Below are 23870 nucleotides of genomic sequence, written 5' to 3'. Positions count from 1 at the left end.
ACGGACTGTCAGGCGGCGAAGATTATGCGCCAGGCACAAAATGCTTCTGCGCGGTGCCACGGGCGATCAGGCGGGAAATGTAGTCGAGCTTCTGCGCATCCTGGTCGACAAAACGGAAAGTCAGCTGCAGCCACTCGCTGTCAGGTTTCGGCTCGAAGGCGACGATGGCATGCAGGTAGCCATTGAGACGGGCAATTTCCGCGTTATCGCCCTGCTCCAGGTCGAGCACGGCGCTGTCGAGGACTTGCGGCAGGGTGTCGGTGCGTTTCACCACCAGCAGCGCTTCCTTGATGCTCAAGGCCTTGATCACGCATTGCTGAGTGCCGCTCGGCAGGCGCAGTTGGCCTTGGCCACGACCGCCAACCGATGCTGCAGAGGCAGTAGGCGCCTTGACCGGCGGGCTGTTGAGCAAGCCGCGAGACGGTGCCGCAGCCGGGGCAGGCGCGGCGGCGACAGGTTTGGCGAAGGGGTTGACCGGTGCTGCCGATGGCGCAGTGATCGCTGCCTTGCCGCCAGTGAGTGCGCTGAGGGAATCGTTGCCGAACGCCGAGTTCATTTTGGTCGGCGCGCTGTTCATCAAGGTGTCGAGCTTGCCGACCTTGTTCAGCGCCTGTTTGACCTTGGTCAGCAGTTGCTCGTTGGTGAACGGCTTGCTGACGTAGCCGGAAACCCCGGCCTGAATCGCCTGGACGACGTTCTCTTTGTCGCCACGGCTGGTGACCATCACAAACGGCATGGTCTTGAGGTTGTCCTGCTCGCGGCACCAGGTCAGCAGTTCCAGACCGGACATTTCCGGCATTTCCCAGTCGCACAGAACCAGGTCGAACGCTTCTTTGGCCAGCATGGCCTGGGCCTTTTTACCGTTGACTGCATCTTCGGTCCGGATCCCGGGGAAGTAGTTGCGCAGGCACTTCTTCACCAGGTCACGAATGAACGACGCATCGTCCACGACCAACACACTGATCTTGCTCATCCAACACCCCTTTAAAAATCCCGGCAAGCATAACGCTGGCTGATGGCACTTTGCCAAAACTCTTCAGTCACGCCGGGACTTTTCGTTCGCGGGTGCTGCTTCTAACGACGATCACCACACACAAAAACGCCCGGCCAAAAGGCCGGGCGCTTTTCTTGGGCAATCTTACTTATCGTCAGCTTTACCCGGAACATTAGCGGTTTCGGCACTTGTGCCTTCAACTTCTTCTTTCATGCGCTTGAGGCCCAGATGACGCACGTCGGTGCCACGCACCAGGTAAATCACCAGTTCGGAGATGTTGCGCGCGTGGTCGCCGATTCGCTCCAGCGAACGCAGCACCCAGATAATGCTCAAGACCCGCGAGATAGAGCGCGGGTCTTCCATCATGTAGGTGGCCAGCTCGCGCAGTGCGGTCTTGTATTCGCGGTCGATGATCTTGTCGTATTGCGCCACCGACAACGCTAGGTCGGCGTCGAAGCGGGCAAACGCGTCCAAAGCATCGCGAACCATGTTGCGCACCTGGTCGCCAATGTGGCGAACCTCGACATAACCTCGCGGTGCTTCGCCTTCTTCGCACAACTGAATGGCACGACGGGCGATCTTGGTGGCTTCGTCGCCGATACGCTCGAGGTCGATCACCGATTTGGAGATGCTGATGATCAAACGCAAGTCCGACGCCGCCGGCTGACGACGAGCCAGAATGCGCAGGCATTCTTCGTCGATGTTACGTTCCATCTGGTTGATCTGGTCGTCGATCTCGCGCACCTGCTGGGCCAGACCGGAGTCGGCCTCGATCAGCGCGGTCACCGCGTCGTTGACCTGCTTTTCCACCAGCCCGCCCATGGCCAGGAGGTGGCTGCGGACTTCCTCCAGCTCAGCGTTGAACTGCGCGGAGATGTGATGGGTAAGGCCTTCTTTACTAATCATGTTGGCGTCCTTGGAGCGTCCGGTAAGGTGCGGTGGACCGCAGCGTCAGTTCAGTGAACAACCGCGGCTTCCTAGCCGTAACGACCGGTGATGTAGTCTTCGGTCTGCTTCTTCGCCGGATTGGTGAACAGGGTATCGGTGTCGCCGAATTCCACCAGTTTGCCCATGTACATGAACGCCGTGTAGTCGGAAACCCGCGCGGCCTGTTGCATGTTGTGGGTCACGATAACAATGGTGAATTTGGATTTCAGTTCGTAGATCAGCTCTTCGACTTTCAGCGTGGAGATCGGGTCGAGTGCCGAGCACGGTTCGTCGAGCAGCAGGACTTCCGGCTCCACGGCGATAGTGCGGGCAATCACCAGACGTTGCTGCTGACCACCGGACAAGCCGAGCGCCGACTCGTGCAAACGGTCTTTGACTTCCTCCCACAGCGCCGCGCCTTTCAATGCCCACTCGACCGCTTCGTCCAGCACGCGCTTCTTGTTTATGCCCTGAATGCGCAGGCCGTAAACCACGTTCTCGTAGATGGTTTTCGGGAACGGGTTAGGCTTCTGGAACACCATGCCGACGCGACGACGCAGCTCGGCTACGTCCTCGCCCTTGCGGTAGATGTTGTTGCCGTAGAGGTTGATCTCGCCGTCGACGCGACAGCCGTCCACCAGGTCGTTCATGCGGTTGAAGGTGCGCAGCAGCGTGGATTTGCCGCAGCCGGACGGGCCGATGAAGGCGGTCACGCGCTGTTTCGGGATGTTCATGCTGACGTCGAACAGCGCTTGTTTGTCGCCGTAGAACAGATTAAGGCCCGGCACTTCGATGGCCACGGTTTCCTGCTCGAGGCTCAGGCTCTGTTTGTCGCGGCCCAGGGCCGACATGTTGATGCCGTGAGTGTGTGCTTCGTGCTGCATGGGAGGCTCCCTGTGCTAACAAATTCGGTTCGTTGAACCGCTGGCTTGGTATTCGGGCCGGCGGCTTACTCAAAATCTCTGTCTGGCGCCGGTCCCTGTGGGAGCTGGCTTGCCTGCGAGGCATCACTGCGGTGCCTCTGATACACCGCATCGTTCGCATCGCAGGCAAGCCAGCTCCCACAAGAGGCAGCGGCGACCAATCAACTTAGCTATCCAGTGCTTTGTATTTTTCGCGCAGATGGTTACGGATATAAACGGCCGACAGGTTCAACGTGGCAATCACCAGTACCAGCAGCAATGCAGTGGCGTACACCAGCGGCCGCGCGGCTTCGACGTTCGGACTCTGGAAGCCGACGTCATAAATGTGGAAGCCCAAGTGCATGATCTTCTGGTCCAGGTGCAAGTACGGGTAGTTGCCATCCAGCGGCAGCGACGGCGCCAGTTTCACCACGCCCACCAGCATCAACGGCGCCACTTCACCGGCGGCACGGGCCACGGCGAGGATCATGCCGGTCATCATCGCCGGGCTGGCCATTGGCAGCACGATCTTCCATAAAGTTTCAGCCTTGGTCGCGCCAAGGGCCAGCGAGCCTTCGCGAACGGTGCGAGGAATCCGCGCCAGGCCTTCTTCGGTGGCCACGATCACCACTGGCACCGCCAGTAGCGCCAGGGTCAGCGACGCCCAGAGCAGGCCCGGCGTACCGAAGGTCGGTGCCGGCAGTGCTTCAGGGAAGAACAACCGGTCGACCGAACCGCCGAGCACATAAACAAAGAAGCCCAGACCGAACACGCCGTAAACGATGGCCGGAACACCCGCCAGGTTGTTCACCGCGATGCGGATCAGCCGGGTCATCGGCCCTTGCCGCGCATATTCACGCAGGTAAACCGCCGCCAGCACGCCGAATGGCGTCACGATCATTGCCATGATCAACGTCATCATCACGGTGCCGAAAATCGCCGGGAAAATCCCGCCTTCGGTGTTGGCTTCACGCGGGTCATCACTGAGGAATTCCCAGACCTTGCTGAAGTAGAAGCCGATCTTGGTGATGGTGCCCATGGCGTTCGGTTGGTAAGCGTGAACCACTTTACCGATGCCGATCTCGACTTCTTTACCGTTCGCGTCGCGAGCGGTCAGGCTGTCGCGGTTGAACTGAGCGTGCAGATCATTCAGACGCGCTTCGATTTCCTGATAACGGGCATTCAACTCGGCGCGCTCGGACTCCAGGTCCGCTTGTGCGGCAGCGTCGAGACGGCCGTCCAGCTCCAGTTTGCGACCGTGCAGACGCACACGTTCGAGCCCTGCGTTGATCGCGCCGATGTCGACCTTTTCCAGGGTCTTGAGCTGTGCGGCGAGTTGGTTGACGCGTTCCACGCGCGCCTGCAACTCAGGCCATGCGGCCTCGCCTTCAGCAATGACCTTGCCGTCCTGTTTGACGTTGACCAGGTAGCCGTAGAAGTTGCCCCACTCGCGACGCTCGACAGCCATCAGCTCAGGCGGGGTCGTTTGGTTAGTTAGCCACTCGCCGACAATCCACGTGAAGTCAGTGCCGTTCAGATCACGGTTGCCGACCTTGATCAGCTCGCGCGTCATGAACTCCGGGCCCTGATCGGGCACCGGCAGGCCAGCGCTTTTCAGGCGCTCGCGTGGCACTTCTTCCTTCTGCACCACTTCGCCGATGACGAGGTGGTTGGCTTGGCCAGGCACGTTGTAACTGGCGTGGATCAGGTCCGCCGGCCAGAAGTGACCCAGACCGCGCACGGCAATCACCGCCAGCAGGCCAATGGTCATGATGACCGCAATGGACACCGCGCCACCGCTGATCCAGACGCCGGGGGCGCCGCTCTTGAACCATCCATTCAGGGAGTTCTGTTTCACAGACTTCTACCTTTCTTAAAGCGACGAGTATTTCTTGCGCAGACGCTGACGTATCAGTTCCGCGAGGGTGTTCATGACGAAGGTGAACAACAGCAACACCAGCGCCGAGAGGAACAGCACGCGGTAGTGGCTGCCGCCGACTTCCGATTCGGGCATTTCCACTGCGACGTTGGCCGCCAAGGTGCGCAGGCCTTCGAACAGGTTCATTTCCATGACCGGGGTGTTACCGGTGGCCATTAGCACGATCATGGTTTCACCGACCGCACGACCCATGCCGATCATCAGCGCCGAGAAAATGCCCGGGCTGGCGGTGAGGATCACCACGCGCGTCATGGTCTGCCAAGGCGTGGCACCGAGGGCCAGGGAGCCCAGGGTCAGGCCGCGAGGCACACTGAACACGGCATCTTCGGCGATGGAGTAGATGTTCGGAATGACCGCGAAACCCATGGCCAGACCGACCACCAGAGCGTTGCGCTGGTCATAGGTGATGCCCAGATCGTGGGAAATCCACATGCGCATGTCGCCGCCGAAGAACCAGGTTTCCATGTACGGGCTCATGTACAGCGACAGCCAGCCCACAAACATGATCACCGGGATCAGAATCGCGCTTTCCCAGCCGTCCGGCACTTTCAGGCGGATGGACTCAGGCAGGCGACTGAAGACGAAACCCGCCACCAGAATGCCGATCGGCAGGAGCATCAGCATGCTGAAGATGCCCGGCAAATGCCCTTCGACATAAGGTGCGAGGAACAGGCCGGCGAAGAAGCCGAGGATCACCGTCGGCATCGCTTCCATCAGCTCGATCACCGGCTTGACCTTGCGGCGCATGCCCGGAGCCATGAAGTACGCGGTGTAGATCGCCGCGGCGACGGCCAGTGGCGCGGCCAGCAGCATGGCGTAGAACGCGGCTTTCAGGGTACCGAAGGTCAGCGGCGAGAGGCTCAGCTTGGGTTCGAAGTCGGTGTTGGCGGCGGTCGATTGCCAGACGTATTTAGGCTCGTCGTAGTTCTCGTACCAGACCTTGCTCCACAACGCGCTCCACGAGACTTCCGGGTGCGGGTTGTCGAGCAGCAACGGTTGCAGCTTGCCGCCCTGCTCCACGATCACGCGGTTGGCCCGTGGCGACATGCCGAAAAGGCCTTGGCCGTCGACCACCTGGTCCACCAGCAAAGTGCGGTGAGCGGTGCTGTGGAACACGCCGAGCTTGCCAGATGCATCCAGGGCAACGAAGCCTTTGCGGCGCTCTTCGGCGGTGATTTCAACGATCGGCGTAGTGCCCATCTGGAAGGTACGGATCTGCTTGAGGCGTTGTTCGCCATCCGGATCGCGAGCCATGAACCACTGGGCGAGGCCGCCCTTGGAGTCGCCGACGATCAGCGAGATGCCGCCCAACAATTGAGTGCTGGCGGTCACTTCTGCATCGCCGTTTTCAAGCAACTTGTAGCGACCGTTGAGACTCTTGTCGCGCAGGCTGAAAACGTCGGCCTGAGCACGGCCGTTGACTACGTACAGCCACTGCTGACGCGGGTCGACGAAGATGTTCTTCACCGGCTCGGCCATTTGCGGCAGGTCGATGCGCTTCTGCTCGCTGGTGATTTCGCCGGTCATCATGTTTTCTTCGCTGGTCAGCGACATGACATGCAGCTGCGCACCGCTAGAGCCGGCCAGCAGCAGGGTCGAATCATTGGCGTTGAGGCTGACATGCTCCAGAGCACCGCCCGCCTCGTTCAGCACAATGGGTGTTTCGCCGTACGGATATTCGATGGCCGGCGAGATGGTTTTCTTGCCTTCCGGGTAACTGACTTTATAGGTGTGACGGAACACCAGCGCCTGGCCGTTGGACAAGCCTACCGCCACCAATGGCTGCCCAGGCTGATCTTCACCGATGGAGGCCACGCTGGTGCCAGCCGGAATCGGCAGGTCGACGCGGCGCAGCTCGGCGCCAGTGTCGATATCAAAGAACAATGCCTGGCCCTTGTCGGAAACCCGCATGGCGACCTGGTTCTGCTCTTCGAGGGAAATCATCAACGGCTTGCCGGCATCTTGCATCCAGGCGGGCGTGATGGCGTCTTTGGTGGTCAGGTCGGCACCCTGGAACAGGGGCGCGACGACATAACCAAGGAAGAAGAAGATCAACGTGATCGCGCCGAGAACGGCAAGGCCGCCGACGAGGACGTACCAGCGGGTCAGGCGATCCTTCAGCGCACGAATGCGGCGCTTGCGGTGCAGCTCAGGCGTATTGAAGTCAATTCGCTTGGGGGGATTTGTAGTCATGGTGGAATTGGCCAGATCAGTCATGCGCACACCCTAGCGATCCTGTATGACAGAAAGATGACAATGCAGTGACGCAACAAATCCGCCGCCCGTGGGAACTGGCAGTGGATCGGAAATTTGGGAGGGCCGGGCTGCCATCGTGGCAACCCTGAGCCTTTGTAGGAGCGAAGCTTGCTCGCGAAGGGATCGCCTCGGATCTCCCTTGAAAACGCGGCGATCCCTTCGCGGGCAAGCCTCGCTCCTACACAGGTCCGGGTTTACCCCGGACCTAGGGTTTTACTTTTTTACGACGTTGCCGCCTTCTTGCAGACCCAGGTCAGCCAGTGCTTTGGCAGCAACCTTGGCTGGCAGCGGGATGTAGCCGTCTTTCACAACCACTTCCTGACCCTGTTTGGACAGAATCAGTTTCACGAACTCGGCTTCCAGCGGAGCCAGAGGCTTGTTCGGGGCCTTGTTGACGTAAACGTAGAGGAAACGCGACAGCGGATACTTGCCGTTCAGGGCGTTTTCTTCGGTGTCTTCAACGAACTCGGTGCTGCCTTTCTTGGCCAGGGCCACGGTTTTCACGCTGGCGGTCTTGTAGCCGATGCCCGAGTAACCAACGCCGTTCAGCGAGGAGCTGATCGACTGTACGACCGAAGCCGAACCTGGTTGTTCGTTGACGTTTGGCTTGTAGTCGCCTTTGCACAGGGCTTCTTCTTTGAAGTAGCCATAAGTGCCGGATACCGAGTTACGACCGAACAGTTGCAGCGGCTTGTTGGCCAGGTCGCCGGTCACACCCAGGTCGCCCCAGGTTTTCACGTCGGTCTTACCACCGCACAGACGCGTCGAGGAGAAGATCGCGTCGACCTGTTCCATGGTCAGGTGCTGGATCGGGTTGTCTTTGTGTACGAAGACAGCCAAGGCGTCCACGGCAACCGGAATAGCGGTTGGCTTGTAGCCGTATTTGGTTTCGAAGGCTTGCAGCTCGTTGTCCTTCATCTTGCGGCTCATCGGGCCCAGGTTAGCGGTGCCTTCAGTCAGCGCAGGTGGCGCGGTGGAAGAACCGGCAGCCTGAATCTGGATGTTTACGTTCGGGTATTCTTTTTTGTAGTTCTCAGCCCACAGGGTCATGAGGTTAGCCAGGGTATCGGAGCCGACGCTGGACAGGTTGCCCGACACACCAGTGGTCTTGGTGTAGCTCGGGATAGCAGGGTCAACAGCGGCAACCGCATTGGCAGTCGCAACGCCAGCAGCGACAAAAGTCATTGCCGCCATCAAACGCTTCAGTTTCATGCCTTACTCCTAGCAGATAGGTGTGTTAAGTCGGGGCCAAGTATCAGCAGGCCGTGTGAACACTCTATGGCTGAAATATGACAATTGGATGAAAGGCCAGTATTTGGTTTTTTCGCAGGCGGACCGCGTTATCGTTCTTCGCGGGCAAGCCTCGCTCCTACAGGATTAGCATCATTGCAAATTAGCGCATGACCCGTAGGAGCGAGGCTTGCCCGCGAAGGCGTCAGTGCAGACGTGACAAAAAGTCGGCTAGCGCCCCTTCTTCCAGAGATATCCACCCACCACAATCCCGACCCCACAAATGATCGCCACATAATAGGCAGGCCCCATCGGGCTTTCCTTCAAGAGCAACGTCACTACCATCGGCGTCAGGCCACCGAAAATCGCGTAAGCCAGGTTGTAGGAAAACGACAACCCGCTAAAACGCACCACCGCCGGGAAGGCTTTGACCATTACATACGGCACCGCACCGATGGTTCCGACCAACAAACCGGTCAGCGCATACATCGGGAACAGCCAGTCGGGATGATTGAACAGGCTGTGATAGAACGTCCACGAACTGATCAGCAGCGCGGTACTACCGAACACGAATATCCGACCGGCGCCGAAGCGGTCAGCCAATACACCAGAGGCCACACAGCCCAGGCTCAGGAACACGATCGCCAGACTGTTGGCCTGCAATGCGGTAGTCGGCGAGAAGTGATAGACGGTCTGCAGCACGGTCGGGGTCATGAGAATGATCACAATGATGCCGGCGGACAGCAGCCAGGTCAGCAGCATGGAAATCAGGATCGCACCGCGATGGTCGCGCAACACGGCGCGCAACGGCACTTCTTCGGCCAGCGCTTTGCGCAGTTGCAGTTCGGCAAACACCGGGGTTTCGTGGAGCCAGCGGCGCAGGTAGACCGAGAACAGGCCAAACACGCCGCCCAGCAGGAACGGGATCCGCCAGGCGTAATCCGACACTTCCACCGGCGTGTAAATGCTGTTGATTGCGGTAGCGACCAAGGAGCCTAAAAGAATACCGGCGGTCAGACCACAGGTCAGCGTGCCGCAGGCATAACCGATGTGCCGCTGCGGCACGTGTTCGGAAACGAATACCCAGGCCCCAGGCACTTCACCGCCAATTGCCGCGCCCTGGATCACACGCATCAGCAGCAACAGGATCGGCGCCCACATGCCAATCTGCGCATAAGTCGGCAGCAAGCCCATGATCAGGGTCGGCACGGCCATCATGAAAATGCTCAAGGTGAACATCTTCTTGCGCCCCAGCAGATCACCGAAGTGCGCCATGACAATGCCGCCCAACGGGCGCGCCAGGTAGCCAGCGGCGAAGATGCCGAACGTCTGCATCAGGCGCAGCCACTCGGGCATGTCAGCGGGGAAGAACAGTTTGCCGACCACCGTGGCGAAGAAAACGAAAATGATGAAGTCGTAAAACTCCAGCGCGCCGCCCAGGGCAGACAGCGATAACGTCTTGTAGTCGTTGCGGGTCAGCGGACGTGCGGATTGGGTGGGCTGCGCGATGCTCGAGGGCGCTGTGGTCATGGCAAGGGCTTCTCTTATAGTCGGATCTGCAACCTCGACAACGCTGGCAGAGGCTTGGGCAGGTTCGGCACGATAGCAAATTGTTCGAAAAAGCACATAGAGGCGCGTATTTGACGGTCAAAATGAGAACCGGACGGTCGTCTCGGAGTCTACCGATCGATATACTCGTAACATTGCAACGGCTTGTAAGGGGTTGCTGTGCGAAACCGTCGTTGGCACCTGTCAGCCGATTTCGCAGAGTTTCCCTTTAGGCGCCTTACGAAAAACGTGACGAACGTAGTATGTTCGGGGCTGAATCGTTTTTCTTAGAGACGGCTATTCAACCTGAAGTACAAATGAAGAGTCACGGGTCAGAGGCACCCCCGGCATGATAGAGCTCGAACAAGACGATCCAATCCCGCAAGGCGACCTGGCCCTGCAAATCACCGCGCTTCCGCGTGAAACCAACGGCTTTGGCGATATTTTCGGCGGCTGGCTGGTGGCGCAGATGGATTTGGCAGGCACTGCCATGGCCAGCAAGGTGGCTGGTGGCCGCGTGGCCACCGTGGCGATCGATCGCATGGCGTTCCTGGTGCCGGTAGCGGTGGGCGCTCAGCTCTCCTTCTATACCCAGGCCCTGGAAATCGGCCGCAGCTCGATTCAGATGATGGTCGAAGTCTGGAGCGACGATCCACTGTCCAGCGAATGGCGTAAAGTGACCGAAGCCGTCTTCGTGTTCGTCGCCATCGACGGCAGCGGCCGCACTCGCTCGGTTCCGCCTAGAGCTCGTTAAATCGAAGCTCGTAACGGTGGGTTAAACCCGGCGACTATTTTACGGTCCATTGCAGTCATTGTTCCTGATTGAGAGTTGCCCCATGAGCACGCCCAACGTTGAAGCCGTGAAACTGGATGAACTGAACTGCTGGCGCATCCGCCACGGTCAGGCCGAATTACTGGTGGCCCAGCAAGGCGCGCACATTCTCAGTTATCAACTGGCCGGCGAACCGCCGCTGATCTGGCTCAACGACGAGGCGGTGTTCAAGGCCGGCAAGAGCATCCGCGCCGGCGTGCCCGTTTGCTGGCCATGGTTCGGCAACCTGTCGCGCAACCCGCAAAGTGTCCAGGCCATGCGCGTCGGCAATGAACCGCCAACGGCCCACGGCTTGGTGCGAGCGATGGATTGGGAATTGCTCGGCATCGAAACCGAGGGCGAAAGCCTGAAGGTGGAGTTCGTCCTGCCCTACCCCGAAGAAGGTCTGCCGGGATGGCCGCATCAGGTGGACTTGAAACTGAGCATTCGTCTGGATGAGCGGTTGCATATCAGCCTGACGAGCGAAAACAAGGGCGCTGAACACGTCACGATCAGCCAGGCACTGCACAGCTATTTCGCAGTCAGCGATGTGCGCAACGTGCACGTTGAAGGGCTGAATGGCTTGAGCTATATCGAAACCCTGGATGACTGGAAAACCGTCACCCAGGCCGGTGATTTGCATTTTACCGGCGAGACCGACCGCATCTATCTCAATACCCCGCCGAAGCTCAGCATCGTTGACCCGCACTGGGAACGACGCATCGAACTGACCAGCAGCGGTTCGCGTTCGGCAGTGATCTGGAACCCCTGGATCGACCGCGCCGCAGCGTTCAGTGACATGGCCGACGATGGCTGGCAGCGCATGCTGTGCATTGAAACGGCGAATGTGATGGGTGATGTGGTGACGCTGGCGCCGGGGGCGAGTCATACCCTGGGCGTGAGCATCGCCAGCAAACCTTTGTAAACAACACCATAAATCACTGTGGGAGCGAGCTTGCTCGCGATGAGGCCATAACATTCAACATCCAGGTTGGCTGTTATGCCGCTATCGCGAGCAAGCTCGCTCCCACATTTGGTGTTCTACAAATCCGACTCTTTGACCACCCGCACCTGCGCTGCATCCAGCGCATACGCTGCGTCCGCCAAGTCGTTGTTGACCTTCTCGATCTTCAGCGTGCCAGTCACCCACAGCGGCGTATAGATGTCATTCAGCTTCAAGCCTTTGGGATAACGCACTAGCACCAGTTGGTTAGGCGGCGGTGGCGGCACGTGGATGCAAGCGCCTGGATACGGCACCAGGAAGAACAGCGTGCTGTGGCCCTTGGCGTCGGATTCCAGCGGTACCGGATAACCGCCAATGCGGATGTGCTTGTCGTTCATCGACGGCACGGTTTTGGTCGAGTACATCACCGCCGGCAAGCCCTTGCTCTGCTTCATGCCACCTTTTTGGGTAAAGGTGCCATTGGCTTCCGGGGAGTTGTGGTCGATTTCGGGCATGGCCTCGAGGGCTTTCTGGTCCGACTTGGGCATCAGTTCGAGCCAGTCGGTTTCCGGCATTTCGCCGGCATGGGCCAAACCACCGCCCAGGAAGAGAAGAGTCAACAGAAAACGGCGCATGAAAGTGCTCGGCAAAGGACAGGACAATGTGACGATGGCAACGCCGAGCATTCTAGCCCTCTCCGGCGATGGCGCAGAGAGGGCTTTGTCACTTCAATCAGGTCCTTTTTTTGATCAGGCCGTAGATCACCAGCAATACCACCGCGCCGACCAGCGCACCGATGAAACCTGCGCCTTCGCCAGCGCGGTAGATGCCGAGGGCCTGGCCGCCGTAAGTGGCCGCCAGCGAACCGCAGATACCGAGCAGGATGGTCATGATCCAGCCCATGCTGTCATCGCCCGGTTTCAGAAACCGAGCCAGCAGGCCGACGATCAAGCCGATAAAGATGGTTCCGATAATTCCCATGGCATTTCCCTCTGATTGAGTTGGTGTGTCCTGTCTAACCAATACGTTCCTCTTTTGACAAGTGGCTGTTGTCGTCAGGCAAGGCGCCGCGACGAGTCATAGCGCGCTATGGCGAGGAGCGGCAACGCAGCATGACGGCAACAGACGCTGTCAAAAAGGAACAGTATTGGTTAGACAGGACACCAAAGCCTAGCCAGACTTTGGCATCCTGCCATCAGAGAGCGGCGGCCACTGAAGGTTCCGCCGCCGCCACATGAAACTATTCGGCGATGAGCGCTTCGACCTTAAGGATCTGCGCAGCCAACGTATCACGATCTGCACAGCGCAGATTGGCATGACCGACCTTGCGGCCGACCTTGAAGGCCTTGCCGTAGTGATGCAGGTGGCAGTCGTCGATCGCGATCACTTTCTCTACTGGCGGCACGACACCGATGAAGTTGAGCATCGCGCTCTCGCCGACCTTGGCCGTCGAACCCAGCGGCAGACCGGCAACGGCCCGCAGGTGGTTTTCGAACTGGCTGCACTCGGCGCCTTCGGTGGTCCAGTGCCCGGAGTTGTGTACGCGGGGGGCGATTTCGTTGGCCTTTAGGCCGCCGTCGACTTCGAAGAACTCGAACGCCATCACGCCGACGTACTCCAGCTGCTTGAGCACCCGGCTGGAATAGTCTTCAGCCAACGCCTGCAACGGGTGGTCGGTGCTGGCCACGGACAGCTTGAGGATGCCGCTGTCGTGGGTGTTGTGAACCAGCGGATAGAACTTCGTTTCGCCATCGCGAGCACGCACGGCAATCAGCGAGACTTCGCCGGTGAATGGCACGAAGCCTTCCAGCAGGCAGGCGACACTGCCCAGTTCGGCGAAAGTGCCGACCACGTCTTCAGGCTTGCGCAGGACTTTCTGGCCCTTGCCGTCGTAACCCAGGGTGCGGGTTTTCAGCACGGCCGGCAGGCCGATGGAAGCCACGGCGGCGTCCAGATCGGCTTGCGACTGGATGTCGGCGAATGCGGGAGTCGGAATCCCCAGATCCTTGAACATGCTCTTTTCGAACCAGCGATCGCGAGCGATGCGCAGCGCTTCGGCGCTCGGGTACACCGGGACGAATTGCGACAGGAATGCCACGGTTTCGGCCGGGACGCTTTCGAACTCGAAGGTCACCAGATCGACTTCATCGGCCAACTGACGCAGGTGATCCTGATCGCCGTAATCGGCCCGAAGGTGTTCGCCCAACGCGGCTGCGCAAGCGTCCGGCGCCGGGTCGAGGAAAGCGAAATTCATGCCCAGCGGAGTGCCCGCCAGCGCCAACATGCGACCCAACTGGCCGCCACCGATTACACCGATCTTCATCGTCAACAACCTCAGGCGATGCGTGGGTCTGGATTGTCCAGGACGCTGTCTGTCTGCTCAGCGCGGAATTTTTTCAGCACGGTATGAAATTGCGGATGCTTGGCGCCCAGAATGCTCGCCGAAAGCAGGGCTGCGTTGATCGCGCCGGCCTTGCCGATGGCCAGGGTGGCGACCGGAATGCCTGCTGGCATTTGCACGATAGACAGCAGCGAGTCGACGCCCGAGAGCATCGACGACTGCACCGGCACGCCCAGTACCGGCAGGTGGGTCTTGGCCGCACACATGCCTGGCAGGTGGGCCGCGCCACCGGCACCGGCAATGATCACCTCGATGCCACGGGCCTCAGCCTCTTCGGCATACTGGAACAGCAGGTCCGGGGTGCGGTGGGCAGAGACCACTTTCACCTCGTAAGGGATGCCGAGCTTTTCCAGCATATCGGCGGTGTGGCTAAGGGTGGACCAATCGGACTTGGAGCCCATGATCACGCCAACCAGTGCACTCATCGTCGTGCCTCTTCTCTCTGGGCGCCCGCAGGCGCGTCAAAAAACAACAAGCCACGCAGAAATGCGTGGCTTGATTGTACGAAAAATGGCCGGACGAACCGGCCGAAGGCCGCGCAGTATACCTCAATGAAGCAGATAAACAGCCCCCATAGCGACCATCTGTCATTCGGGCCAAAGTCCCGGTTTTATTGACCCGAAGGTCAGGCAAAAACATTGTAAATCGACCTAACCTGTAGGAGCCAGGCTTGCCGGCGAAGGCGATCTTACGGACGCCTTCGCCAGCAAGCCTGGCTCCTACAAAACCTTATTGCCCGGGGGTGGTTTGGACTACGCCGCCCTCAAGCTTGCGCCAGAGCAACCGCACGTTCGCCTTGCGCACCAGCGCGCAGCGATACAGACGAATCTCCAACGGCACATGCCATTGCGGGCCGCCGCAGACCACCAACTCACCGCGAGCCAGTTCGGCGCGCACGCTCAGTTGCGGTACCCAGGCGATGCCAAGGCCTTCCAGCGCCATGCTTTTCAGGCTATCGGCCATGGCGGTTTCGTAAATGGTGGTGAATCGCAACGCCCGCTGGCGCAACAGCATGTTCACCGAACGTCCAAGAAACGCACCGGCGCTGTAGGCCAATAGCGGCACGCTGGCCTCGCCTTCCAGGTCGAACAACGGTTTGCCATCGGCATCGGCGGCGCAGACCGGGAGCATTTCGGTATCGCCCAGATGCAGCGACGGGAAAATCTCCGGGTCCATTTGCATCGCGGAGTCCGGGTCATAGAACGCCAGCATCAGATCGCAGCCGCCTTCGCGCAACGCATGCACGGCATCACCCACGTTGGTCGCCACCAGACGCGTGGCGATATTCAGCCCTTCGTTGCGCAACTGCGCGATCCAGCGCGGGAAGAAACCCAGCGCCAGAGAGTGAGCGGCGGCAACCTGCATCACCTCACCCTGCCCCCCCTCCAGGTGATGAAGGTGGCGCAGCACCTCACCGAGTTGTTCGACCACGGTTCGCGCGGTCACGAGAAACAGTTGTCCCGCCGCTGTCAGCTCAACCGGCGTGCGGGAGCGATTGACCAAGGTCAGCCCGAGCGCGGCTTCGAGGCTGCGGATCCGCCGGCTGAATGCCGGCTGGGTCACGAAGCGTCGTTCAGCTGCCTGGGAGAAGCTGCGGGTGGCGGCCAGAGCACTGAAGTCCTCGAGCCATTTACTTTCCAGATTCATCACGCCCTCCCGGACATGCACCAATTTAGGTCACACGCTCGCCGCACACGCGGCGTCACACGGACATTATGCCGAATGCGCATAGGCTAGTGTTTAACAGCATTGGCCCAAAATTCTTCACAAGCCTAGCATTTGCAGTGTTCCGGCACAGACCGGGTCCATATCGAGATGATTTCTATCATGTCCTCCGCTGCATCTTTCCGCACAGAAAAAGACCTGCTTGGCGTACTCGAAGTGCCTGCTCAAGCGTATTACGGCATCCAGACCCTGCGAGCGGTGAATAACTTCCGCCTCTCCGGTGTTCCGATTTCGCATTACCCGAAACTGGTTGTTGGTCTGGCGATGGTCAAACAGGCCGCCGCTGACGCCAACCGCGAGTTGGGTCACCTGAGCGAAGCCAAGCACGCTGCCATTAGCGAAGCCTGTGCCCGATTGATCCGCGGCGATTTCCACGAAGAATTCGTGGTGGACATGATTCAAGGCGGCGCTGGCACTTCGACCAACATGAATGCCAACGAAGTCATCGCCAACATCGCGCTGGAGGCCATGGGCCACAGCAAGGGCGAATACCAGTACCTGCACCCGAACAATGACGTGAACATGGCGCAGTCGACCAACGACGCTTACCCGACCGCGATCCGTCTGGGTCTGCTGTTGGGTCACGACGCGCTGCTTGCCAGCCTAGACAGCCTGATCCAGTCGTTCGCCGCCAAAGGTGAAGAATTCAGCCACGTTCTGAAGATGGGCCGTACCCAGCTGCAAGACGCCGTGCCGATGACCCTGGGTCAGGAATTCCGCGCCTTCGCCACTACCCTGAGCGAAGACTTGGCGCGTCTGAAAACCCTGGCACCTGAGTTGCTGACCGAAGTGAACCTGGGCGGCACCGCGATCGGTACCGGCATTAACGCTGACCCGCGTTACCAGGCCCTGGCCGTTCAGCGTCTGGCAACCATTAGCGGTCAACCGCTGGTGCCGGCCGCCGACCTGATCGAAGCCACTTCTGACATGGGCGCCTTCGTGCTGTTCTCCGGCATGCTCAAGCGCACCGCGGTCAAGCTGTCGAAGATCTGCAATGACCTGCGTCTGCTGTCCAGCGGCCCACGCACCGGCATCAACGAAATCAACCTGCCAGCGCGTCAGCCAGGCAGCTCGATCATGCCAGGCAAGGTCAACCCGGTCATCCCGGAAGCCGTGAACCAGGTTGCGTTCCAGATCATCGGCAACGACCTGGCCCTGACCATCGCTGCCGAAGGCGGCCAGCTGCAATTGAACGTGATGGAGCCGCTGATCGCCTTCAAGATCTTCGACTCGATCCGCCTGCTGCAGCGCGCCATGGACATGCTGCGCGAGCACTGCATCGTCGGCATCACCGCCAACGAAGAGCGCTGCCGTGAACTGGTCGAACACTCGATCGGCCTGGTCACCGCGCTGAACCCGTACATCGGCTATGAAAACGCCACCCGCATTGCCCGTATCGCTCTTGAAAGCGGCCGCGGCGTGCTGGAACTGGTGCGCGAAGAAGGCTTGCTCGACGAAGAAATGCTCGCCGACATCCTGCGCCCGGAAAACATGATCGCTCCGCGTCTGGTGCCTCTGAAGGCTTGACCAAACGCCGGCTCCTTCTCTTTTAACCAAGAGCATGAAGAGCCACGCTCACCAGGTCGAGGGACTAGACACCTCTCACCTTTTGAGGGCTTGGGGATTTACTCCCTCAAGCCCTTTTTTTTAACCCTTTTGCGGATTTTCACAACATGTTGAATGTTTTCAGTGCTGCCAAGATCGCAGCCTTCGACGGCTTCTACAGGGTTTGACACACACCCCTATTGAAGCTGCCGAAGGCTGCGATTTTGATTTTGCAGCGCTCTCGTTTCGTCGCTTGCACCACAATCGTGCAGACGGACGGCACTCTCCTAGGTATAGTGCCGGCCCTCTTCGCGTGAGCGGTCGTCGTTAACGAGGCCCAAACCCATGCGAAACCCGAACTAATAAAACCCGCGATATGGAAACGGAACGAACCTCGATCCACCTGTTGTGCCCCGCGCGAGCCGGTGTAACGCGATGTGTCGGTCCATCCAGTATCTGCACACACAAAAAATAGCGAGGAATAATCCATGCTCGAAGTCATCAACGACTTCCTCTCAGGGAAAGTACTGATCGTGCTCATTGTCGGGCTCGGTAGCTACTTCACGATCCGCTCGCGTTTCGTTCAGTTCCGTCATTTCTTTCACATGTTCGCGGTGTTCCGTGACAGCCTCAAAAGCAGCGCTGGCCAGCTCAGCTCTTTCCAGGCCCTGATGCTCAGCCTCGCCGGCCGCGTCGGTGCGGGCAACATCGCGGGTGTCGGCATCGCCGTGACCCTTGGTGGCCCCGGTGCGGTGTTCTGGATGTGGGTGACCGCGCTGGTCGGCATGTCCAGCAGCTTCTTCGAATGCTCCCTCGGCCAGCTCTACAAGCGCTGCGACTCCGAAGGCCAGTTCCGTGGCGGCCCGTCCTATTACATCCAGCACGGCCTGCAGAAACGCTGGTTGGGCATGATCATGGCGTTCCTGCTGCTGATCACCTTTGGCTTCGCCTTCAACGGCCTGCAAGCCCACGCCGTAACCCACTCGCTGAACAACGCCTTCGGCCTCGACACCACGTACACCGGCCTTGGCCTGGCGGTATTGCTGGGTCTGGTATTCATCGGTGGTATCAAGCGGATCGCCAAGGTCGCTGACCTGCTGGTACCGGTGAAAACTCTGGTGTACATCGGCGTGACCATCTACGTGATCGTGCTGCAGTTCGACCACGTTCCAGGCATGTTGATCACCATCGTCAAAAGCGCCTTCGGTCTGGACCAGGCGTTCGGCGGCCTGATCGGTAGCGCCATTGTCATGGGCGTGAAGCGCGGCGTGTTTGCCAACGAAGCAGGCCTGGGCAGTGCGCCGAACGTGGCTGCTGTGGCCTCGGTCGAGCACCCGGTCTCGCAAGGTGTGGTTCAGGCGTTCAGCGTATTCCTCGACACCTTCGTGATCTGCACCTGCACCGCATTGCTGATCCTGCTGTCGGGCTTCTACACCCCGGGCTTCGAAGGCGACGGCATCGCCCTGACCCAGAACTCCCTGGCTGCCGTGGTCGGCGAATGGGGCCGGATGTTCATCTCCGTGGCCCTGGCGTTGTTCGTGTTCACCTCGATCCTCTACAACTACTACCTGGGCGAGAACAACCTGCGCTTCATGCTCGGTGAAAACCGCAAGGCGCTGATCGGCTACCGCGCACTGGTACTGGTGTTGATCTTTTGGGGTGCCATCGAAAACCTCGGCACCGTGTTCGCCTTCGCCGACATCACCATGACCCTGCTGGCGTTCGTGAACCTGATCGCGCTGTTCCTGCTGTTCAAGGTCGGCATGCGTATCATGCGTGACTACGATGACCAGCGCGCTGCCGGCATCAAGACCCCGGTGTTCGATTCGAGCAAGTTCCCGGATCTGGACCTGGACCTGAAAGCATGGCCAGCCAATCCGCCAGCCGCCGCTGGCAAGACCGAAGCCGAGCCGCAAGGCGTACCTGCAGCGCAACGCTGACCGGTAAAAGACGGGCGCATCCCCTGCGCCCGTCAGTTAAAGTGAATCACCTGTGGGAGCGAGCCTGCTCGCGAAAGCGGTGTATCAGCCAACATCAATGTTGAATGATTGACCGCTTTCGCGAGCAGGCTCGCTCCCACATGTCATCTCTTGTGGAGACCTCCAGATGATCCCCAATAGTTACCCAGCCGCCCAGCACGTCATGGTGCTCTACACCGGTGGCACCATTGGCATGCAAGCCAGCGCCCACGGCCTGGCGCCGGCGTCCGGTTTCGAAGCGCGGATGCGCGAGTATCTGCACAGCCAGCCTGAACTGGTGGTGCCGCAGTGGCGCTTTCGCGAGATGTCGCCGCTGATCGACAGCGCCAACATGACGCCCGCCTACTGGCAGCAATTGCGCGAAGCGGTGGTCGACGCCGTTGATGTCCAGGGCTGCGACAGCGTGTTGATCCTGCATGGCACCGACACCCTGGCCTACAGCGCCGCAGCCATGAGCTTTCAGTTACTCGGCCTGCATGCCCGCGTTGTGTTCACCGGCTCCATGTTGCCGGCCGGCGTGACCGACAGCGATGCCTGGGAAAACCTCAGCGGTGCATTGGTTGCCCTTGGCCAAGGCCTGGCGCCGGGCGTTCATCTGTACTTCCACGGCGAACTGCTCGACCCGACCCGTTGCGCCAAGGTTCGCAGCTTCGGCCGTCATCCGTTCAAGCGGCTGGAGCGTCAGGGCGGCGGCGTGAAGGCGACTGCCGTGCCGGCGCAGCTGAACTACAACGAGCCTAAACACCTGGCGAAGGTCGCGGTGCTGCCGCTATTCCCGGGCATCGGTGCTGATCAGCTGGATGGCCTGCTCAACAGCGGTATTCAGGGGCTGGCGCTGGAATGTTATGGCAGCGGTACCGGGCCAAGCGACAACCCCGAGTTTCTCGCCAGCTTGGAACGGGCGCGGGACAAAGGTGTGGTGGTGGTCGCGGTTACGCAATGTCATGAAGGTGGCGTGCAACTCGATGTGTACGAGGCGGGTAGCCGCTTGCGTGACGCCGGTGTGTTGTCCGGTGGCGGCATGACTCGCGAGGCGGCATTCGGCAAGTTGCATGGGCTGCTGGGTGCAGGGCTTGAGACGGCTGAAGTTCGACGGCTGATTGAACTCGACCTGTGCGGCGAACTTATCTGACACAACACATCACCCTGTAGGAGCGAGGCTTGCCCGCGAAGACGGCCTCAAGTGCGCCAAAAGCTTCGCGGGCAAGCCTCGCTCCTACAGGTTGTCTCAACCGGCATACAACTTGCTCCCTTTCCGGCATGCCCAACGCCGGAAGCCCCCATGCTCCACTCCCATCTCACCACCCTCAACGCTGTCTCCCTGGTGCTCAACACTTTCAAGGCCGAAGGCCTGTCCAGCGAGGCGTTACTGACTGGCAGCGGCATCAGCGCGGCGGATCTGAGCCGGGCGGATACGCGCATCACCACCAATCAGGAGATGCTGGTTTGCGCCAACGCCGTCGCGTTACGTCGCGATATCGGCCTGGAACTGGGCCGGCGGATGCACGTTTCTTCCTACGGCATGCTCGGGTACGCCTTACTCACCAGCGCCACTTTAGGTGACGCCTTGCGGTTGGCGCTGCACTATCCGGCGCTATTGGGAACACTGTTCGAATTGAGCCTGGAAGAAGAGAACGAGCGCATCTGGCTTACCGCCGGCGACTATCGGGAAAATCCGGCGCTGGCACCGTTCAATGTCGAGTTTTGCCTGGTCTCGATGAAAGTCACCTGCGAAGACCTCCTCGGCCACCCCCTGCCTCTACTCGGCGCCCGCTTCGAACATCCGGCGCCGGACTATCAGGCGCGCTACGCCGAACGTTTCGACTGCCCCTTGCAGTTCGATGCTGTGTCCAATGCCTTTGCTTTCGACAAACGCTGGCTCGAACAACCCCTGCCTCTGGCCGACGCCATCACCCACCAAGCCATGGCCGAACGTTGTCGCAAGCAAAACACCGAGTTCACCGGGCGCCAGGCCTGGCTCGGGCGTATCCGCCAACTACTCGCTGCGCAGCTCAACGCGGCGCCGGGCCTGGATGGTTTGGCCGAACAGATGAATTGTTCGGCACGCACCTTGCGTCGGCACCTGAAGGATCTGGGGTGCAGCTATCAGGAATTGCTGGATGAGCTGCGCTTCGAGCAGGCCAAGCGAATGCTCTGCGAAGATCAACTGCCGATCTATCGGATTGCCGAGACGTTGGGGTTCAGCGAGACCGCCAGTTTCCGTCATGCGTTTGTGCGCTGGAGTGGTGTGGCGCCGAGTCAGTTCCGCCCCTGACAACCCAACCCTTGTAGGAGCGAGGCTTGCCCGCGAAGCTTTTGGCGTATTTGAAGACGCCTTCGCGGGCAAGCCTCGCTCCTACAGGGTCAGGTGCGTCATTCGAGGGCGTCGGCGTGCCAATAAGGGGCGAATTTCGGTCAAATCTTTTGGCCATATCGATCCCCTTTTGGCCTTTCCTGCCGTTCTCCCAAACGCTGCCCGCCGCAAGACTGTGTGCAACCGAATCAGCCTGCGGAGAACAAGAAATGCTGACGATCTACTCGGACGATCACCACTTGCATCACGGACGCTGTGAATTGATGGACGGGCAATTGATGCCCTGCTTCGAAATGCCCTCGCGGGCCGACCATGTGTTGGCACGCGTACAGTACCGTCGCCTGGGCCCGGTCGAGGCGCCGCAGGATTTTGGTCTCGGACCGATCGAGCGCATCCACAGCCGCGACTACCTCGACTTCTTCAAAGGGGCCTGGGCGCGCTGGACCGAATTCGGCACCGACGGCGACTTGCTGCCCTACACCTGGCCGGCCCGCACCTTGCGCCGGATCATGCCCACCAGCCTGCACGGCCAGCTCGGCTATTACAGCTTCGACGGCGGCGCACCCATTACCGCCGGCACTTGGCAAGCGGCATATAGCGCGGCGCAAGTTGCCCTCACGGCACAAGCGGTGATTCAGCGCGGTGCCCGCAGCGCCTTCGCCTTGTGCCGTCCACCGGGACACCATGCCGCCAGCGATTTGATGGGCGGTTATTGCTACCTCAACAACGCCGCCATCGCCGCTCAGGCATTCCTCGATCAAGGCCACAAAAAGGTCGCGATCCTCGACGTCGATTACCACCACGGCAACGGCACCCAATCAATTTTCTACGAGCGCAGCGACGTGCTGTTCACCTCGATCCATGGCCATCCGGAAGCCGAGTTTCCGTTCTTCCTCGGCTACGAAGACGAACACGGTGAAGGCCCGGGCGAAGGGTTCAACTTCAACTACCCTTTGCCCGCCGGTTCAGGCTGGGACCGTTGGAGCGCGGCGCTGGAGCAGGCCTGCAAAGAAATCGAAAAGTACGGCGCCGACATCGTCGTCGTGTCCTTGGGCGTCGATACGTTCAAGGACGACCCGATCTCCCAGTTCAAACTCGACAGCCCGGATTACCTGGCGATGGGCGCGCGCATCGCGGGCCTCGGCAAGCCGACACTGTTCGTGATGGAAGGCGGTTACGCGGTAGAGGAAATCGGCATCAATGCCGTGAACGTTCTCGAAGGTTTTGAAAGCGCCCAATGAGGAATTAGAACAAATGAACCGACTCAAGCGTCTGATCGTTCCAACCCTGTGCGCCATGATAGTCAGTGGCGCCGTGCACGCTGAAGAGCGCACATTGCGGGTGTACAACTGGTTCGACTACATCACCCCCAAAGCGCTGGAAGATTTCAAGACCCAGAACACCCAGACCAAACTGGTCTACGACATCTTCGACACCAACGAAGCACTGGAGGCCAAGTTGCTGACCGGCAACTCCGGTTACGACGTGGTGGTGCCGTCCAACGTGTTCCTCGCCAAGCAGATCGAAGCCGGGGTGTTCCAGCCACTGGACCGCAGCAAACTGCCGAACTGGAACCACCTCGATCCGAAGCTGATGAAGTTGATCGAAGCCAACGACCCGGGCAACAAATTCGCCGTGCCGTACATGTACGGGACCATTCTGATCGGCTTCAACCCGGACAAGGTCAAGGCGGCTTTGGGCGACAACGCACCGGTGGACAGCTGGGACCTGATCTTCAAGGAAGAGAACATCAGCAAGCTCAAACAATGCGGCGTGGCGCTGCTCGACTCGCCGTCAGAGATCCTGCCGCTGGCCCTGCAACACCTGGGCCTGGACCCTAACAGCCAGAAGCCGGCGGACTACGCCAAGGCTGAAGCGCTGCTGATGAAGATTCGTCCGTACATCACCTACTTCCATTCTTCCAAGTACATGGCCGACATTGCCAACGGTGACATCTGCGTGGCGGTCGGCTATTCCGGCAGCTTCTCCCAGGCCGCCAACCGCGCCAAGGAAGCCAAGAATGGCGTGATCGTCGACATGCGCCTGCCCAAAGAAGGCGCGCCGATCTGGTTCGACATGCTCGCCATTCCGAAAGGCGCGAAAAACCCGGAAGACGCCTACACCTTCATCAACTACTTGCTGCAACCCCAAGTCATCGCACCGGTCAGCGATTTCGTCGGCTACCCGAACCCGAACAAGGACGCCACGGAAATGGTCGACCCGGCGATTCGCAACAACCCGAACCTGTACCCGACCGAAGCGGCGATGAGCACGCTCTACACCCTGCAACCGTTGCCTCGCGATGCCGAACGGGCACGGACCCGCGCCTGGACCAAGATCAAGTCCGGCACTGATC

General features: G+C 59.9%; 19 protein-coding genes and 1 pseudogene. 8 read left to right on the top strand and 12 right to left on the bottom strand.

All coding sequences use genetic code 11. The features are described from left to right. Positions 1-22: 22 nt before the first annotated feature. From NHU87_RS04290 to NHU87_RS04260, 7 genes are all read right to left on the bottom strand, one after another. Complete coding sequence (locus NHU87_RS04290) at positions 23-973, bottom strand: response regulator (protein WP_253545940.1); 951 nt, start codon at positions 971-973, stop codon at positions 23-25. A 165-nt stretch (positions 974-1138) separates the two neighbouring features. Then, on the bottom strand, positions 1139-1900 hold the full coding sequence (gene phoU, locus NHU87_RS04285; RefSeq protein ID WP_007896483.1) for a phosphate signaling complex protein PhoU: 762 nt from the start codon (positions 1898-1900) through the stop codon (positions 1139-1141). Between the two features lie 71 nt (positions 1901-1971). Beyond that, positions 1972-2805 carry a phosphate ABC transporter ATP-binding protein PstB gene (pstB, locus tag NHU87_RS04280; RefSeq protein ID WP_253545938.1) on the bottom strand — a complete coding sequence of 278 codons (834 nt, stop codon included), beginning with the start codon at positions 2803-2805 and terminating at the stop codon, positions 1972-1974. A gap of 205 nt (positions 2806-3010) precedes the next feature. Further along, positions 3011-4681, bottom strand: a complete 1671-nt coding sequence (gene pstA / locus NHU87_RS04275; RefSeq protein WP_253545936.1) for a phosphate ABC transporter permease PstA — start codon at positions 4679-4681, stop codon at positions 3011-3013. Between the two features lie 15 nt (positions 4682-4696). Continuing rightward, complete coding sequence (locus NHU87_RS04270; RefSeq protein WP_253546627.1) at positions 4697-6730, bottom strand: ABC transporter permease subunit; 2034 nt, start codon at positions 6728-6730, stop codon at positions 4697-4699. A 501-nt stretch (positions 6731-7231) separates the two neighbouring features. Further along, a complete protein-coding gene (locus tag NHU87_RS04265) occupies positions 7232-8230 on the bottom strand; it encodes a phosphate ABC transporter substrate-binding protein PstS (protein ID WP_253545934.1) in 999 nt (332 codons plus the stop codon). A 249-nt stretch (positions 8231-8479) separates the two neighbouring features. Continuing rightward, positions 8480-9778, bottom strand: coding sequence for an MFS transporter (locus tag NHU87_RS04260; protein WP_253545932.1), 1299 nt, complete (start codon positions 9776-9778; stop codon positions 8480-8482). A 367-nt stretch (positions 9779-10145) separates the two neighbouring features. On the opposite strand from NHU87_RS04260, the gene NHU87_RS04255 reads away from it, so the two are divergent. After that, positions 10146-10550 carry an acyl-CoA thioesterase gene (locus NHU87_RS04255; RefSeq protein WP_253545930.1) on the top strand — a complete coding sequence of 135 codons (405 nt, stop codon included), beginning with the start codon at positions 10146-10148 and terminating at the stop codon, positions 10548-10550. Positions 10551-10632: 82 nt separating this feature from the next. Next, positions 10633-11532 carry a D-hexose-6-phosphate mutarotase gene (locus NHU87_RS04250; protein WP_253545928.1) on the top strand — a complete coding sequence of 300 codons (900 nt, stop codon included), beginning with the start codon at positions 10633-10635 and terminating at the stop codon, positions 11530-11532. A gap of 116 nt (positions 11533-11648) precedes the next feature. Here the strand turns inward: NHU87_RS04250 and NHU87_RS04245 are convergent, their stop codons facing one another. The 5 genes from NHU87_RS04245 to NHU87_RS04225 all read right to left on the bottom strand — a co-directional run bounded on the left by NHU87_RS04245 (position 11649) and on the right by NHU87_RS04225 (position 15598). Further along, a complete protein-coding gene (locus tag NHU87_RS04245) occupies positions 11649-12185 on the bottom strand; it encodes a DUF3299 domain-containing protein (protein WP_253545926.1) in 537 nt (178 codons plus the stop codon). A gap of 97 nt (positions 12186-12282) precedes the next feature. Continuing rightward, a complete protein-coding gene (locus NHU87_RS04240; protein WP_253545924.1) occupies positions 12283-12531 on the bottom strand; it encodes a GlsB/YeaQ/YmgE family stress response membrane protein in 249 nt (82 codons plus the stop codon). 259 nt (positions 12532-12790) lie between these two features. Further along, the gene (locus NHU87_RS04235) at positions 12791-13873 is read right to left on the bottom strand and encodes a 5-(carboxyamino)imidazole ribonucleotide synthase (protein ID WP_253545922.1); all 1083 of its coding nucleotides are present in this window, start codon (positions 13871-13873) and stop codon (positions 12791-12793) included. Between the two features lie 11 nt (positions 13874-13884). After that, positions 13885-14376: a 5-(carboxyamino)imidazole ribonucleotide mutase gene (gene purE / locus NHU87_RS04230; RefSeq protein ID WP_003196369.1), complete on the bottom strand. Its 492-nt coding sequence runs from the start codon at positions 14374-14376 to the stop codon at positions 13885-13887. A gap of 304 nt (positions 14377-14680) precedes the next feature. Further along, positions 14681-15598, bottom strand: a complete 918-nt coding sequence (locus NHU87_RS04225; RefSeq protein ID WP_253545920.1) for a LysR substrate-binding domain-containing protein — start codon at positions 15596-15598, stop codon at positions 14681-14683. A gap of 180 nt (positions 15599-15778) precedes the next feature. Here NHU87_RS04225 and aspA point away from each other — a divergent pair, with 180 nt between their 5' ends. The 6 genes and pseudogenes from aspA to NHU87_RS04195 form a co-directional block, all read left to right on the top strand. Beyond that, on the top strand, positions 15779-17203 hold the full coding sequence (aspA, locus tag NHU87_RS04220; protein WP_030132480.1) for an aspartate ammonia-lyase: 1425 nt from the start codon (positions 15779-15781) through the stop codon (positions 17201-17203). A gap of 506 nt (positions 17204-17709) precedes the next feature. Continuing rightward, positions 17710-19161 carry an alanine/glycine:cation symporter family protein gene (locus tag NHU87_RS04215; RefSeq protein WP_253545918.1) on the top strand — a complete coding sequence of 484 codons (1452 nt, stop codon included), beginning with the start codon at positions 17710-17712 and terminating at the stop codon, positions 19159-19161. Positions 19162-19327: 166 nt separating this feature from the next. After that, complete coding sequence (locus NHU87_RS04210; protein WP_253545916.1) at positions 19328-20332, top strand: asparaginase; 1005 nt, start codon at positions 19328-19330, stop codon at positions 20330-20332. A gap of 150 nt (positions 20333-20482) precedes the next feature. After that, positions 20483-21475: an AraC family transcriptional regulator gene (locus NHU87_RS04205; RefSeq protein WP_253545914.1), complete on the top strand. Its 993-nt coding sequence runs from the start codon at positions 20483-20485 to the stop codon at positions 21473-21475. 248 nt (positions 21476-21723) lie between these two features. Then, on the top strand, positions 21724-22755 hold the full coding sequence (locus tag NHU87_RS04200; protein ID WP_253545912.1) for a histone deacetylase family protein: 1032 nt from the start codon (positions 21724-21726) through the stop codon (positions 22753-22755). Between the two features lie 13 nt (positions 22756-22768). Then, positions 22769-23866 (top strand): annotated as a pseudogene (locus tag NHU87_RS04195) (polyamine ABC transporter substrate-binding protein); the annotation flags it as partial. Between the last annotated feature and the right edge of the window lie 4 nt (positions 23867-23870).

This window comes from Pseudomonas mandelii (assembly GCF_024138395.1).
Lineage (GTDB): Bacteria > Pseudomonadota > Gammaproteobacteria > Pseudomonadales > Pseudomonadaceae > Aquipseudomonas > Aquipseudomonas mandelii_E.
Note: the sequence above shows the minus strand (reverse complement) of the source record. Positions and strands in the feature narration are given on the sequence as shown.